Source organism: Burkholderia sp. LMG 13014 (assembly GCF_905232215.1).
Classification (GTDB): domain Bacteria; phylum Pseudomonadota; class Gammaproteobacteria; order Burkholderiales; family Burkholderiaceae; genus Burkholderia.
Map to the genome: position 1 here is coordinate 1 of NZ_CAJNKE010000889.1, position 1759 is coordinate 1759.

A 1759-nucleotide genomic window follows, 5' to 3' on the forward strand; every position below is an offset into this window, starting at 1 on the left:
CACGGCGGTTCGCGTGCCGTCGGCCACGTGCCGGCCGCGCCCGCGCGCGGCCTGCTGCACGCCGCGCACCGGCCGTTCCGGCTCGACTATGACGGCGCACGGCAGGTGCACGTGATCAACGGGATGGGCGTCACGCTTGGCGATTCGGTGATCGGGCTCACGGCCCTCGCCGCGCTGCGCGCCGCGCACCCGGGCCTGCGCTTCATGCTGTACCGGCCGGCCCGCGCGCCGCGCTATGTCGAGGCGCTGTATGCGTTCGCCGCCGACCTCGTCGCGCCGTCGCGCACGCTGCCGTACCCCGCCGACGCGCTGCCGGCGGACGCGCCGTGCATCGACGTCGGCAATCACCTGTACTGGCCCGCGTTCGCGCGGCTGCCGATGATCGATTTCTTCCTCGACGCGCTCGGCGTGGAACCCGCGTCGGTGCCGGCGTCGGCCAAGCGCAACCGCTGGCTCGCGCAGCTGCCGCTGCCTGCGTTGCCTGCGCAATGGCAGCGTCCGTACGTGCTGTTCTGCCCGACCGCGAGCACCGCGTTGCGCAGCGTACCGCCCGCACTGCGGGCAACGTTCGTCGAGCAGCTCGCGCAGCGCTACGGATTGCCGGTGGCCGGGTTCGGGCCGGTTGCGCATCCCGCGTATCTCGACGTGAGCGCCGATGCGGCCGGCGATACGGCCCGCTTCATCGCATGGGTCAAGGGCGCCCGCCTGCTGTTCGCGCCCGACACGGCCGCGCTGCATCTCGCCGACGGTTTCGACGTGCCGACGCTCGCGTGCTTCACGACGATCGCGCCGGCGCTGCGCGTGCGCGACTATCCGCATTGCGTGCCGGTCGCGCTCGACGTGCCCGCCGAGTTGCGCGGGCTGCATCGCAGCGAACGGCCGGCCGATCTCGCGGCGGTCGAAGCCGCCTATCGCGCGATCGACTGGGATGCGCTGGCGTGGCCCGCGCCGCGCGAAGCGGCGGCTACCGCCGAATAGGGAAACCGGGTGCGGCGGCCCGTTGCGAGGCCGAAAGCGTAGCTGCGTGTACGCGCCGCCTGAGCCGGTGTCTGAGCCGGTGTCTGAGCCGGTGTCTGAGCTGGTGTCTGAGCTGGTGTCTGAGCTGGTGTCTGAGCTGGTGTCTGAGCTGGTGTCTGAGCTGGTGCCTGAGCCGGTGCCTGAGCCGGTGCCTGAGCCTGAGCCTGAGCCTGAGCCTGAGCCTGAGCCTGAGCCTGAGCCTGAGCCGAAGCCGATGCCGATGCCGATGCCGATGCCGATGCCGATGCCGATGCCAGTGCCAGTGCCTGAGCCGGTACCAAAGTCCGCGTCGAAGCCAGAGCCGCGTCGACTACCGTCCCGCGCTCACCCCACGGCCACCATCACCGCGCGATCGCGCAGCGTCTCCGACGGCCGCTTCCCGAACAGCCGCCGGTAATCGGTCGCGAACTGGCTGAGATGCCAGAAGCCCCATGCCTCCGCCACGTCCTGAACCGAGCCGGCCGCGCGGCCGCACAGATCGCGCCGCGCCCCGTTCAGCCGCAGCGTGCGCAGGTAGGTCGCGGGCGCCATGCCGAGCACGTCCTGGAAGCAGTACTGCAGCGTGCGCCGGCTCACGTGCAACTGCTCGCACAGCTCGGGCACGCCGACCGGGCGCGTGCGGTGCGCGAGCACGTAGTCGCGTGCCTGTTCGACGATCCAGCGGCGCATCGACGGCGCACGGCCGGCGGCGTCGTCGGCCGGTTGCGCGCACACGTCGAACAACGCGGCCAGCACCTCGGCC

General features: G+C 72.0%; 2 protein-coding genes. One reads left to right on the top strand and one right to left on the bottom strand.

The features are described from left to right. The coding region (locus JYJ84_RS35850; protein ID WP_205190224.1) for a glycosyltransferase family 9 protein at positions 1–978 on the top strand (978 nt) is incomplete at its 5' end. A 363-nt stretch (positions 979–1341) separates the two neighbouring features. Here the strand turns inward: JYJ84_RS35850 and JYJ84_RS35855 are convergent. Then, positions 1342–1759 (bottom strand): helix-turn-helix domain-containing protein (locus tag JYJ84_RS35855; protein WP_240201955.1); only part of this gene is annotated, 418 nt, incomplete at its 5' end.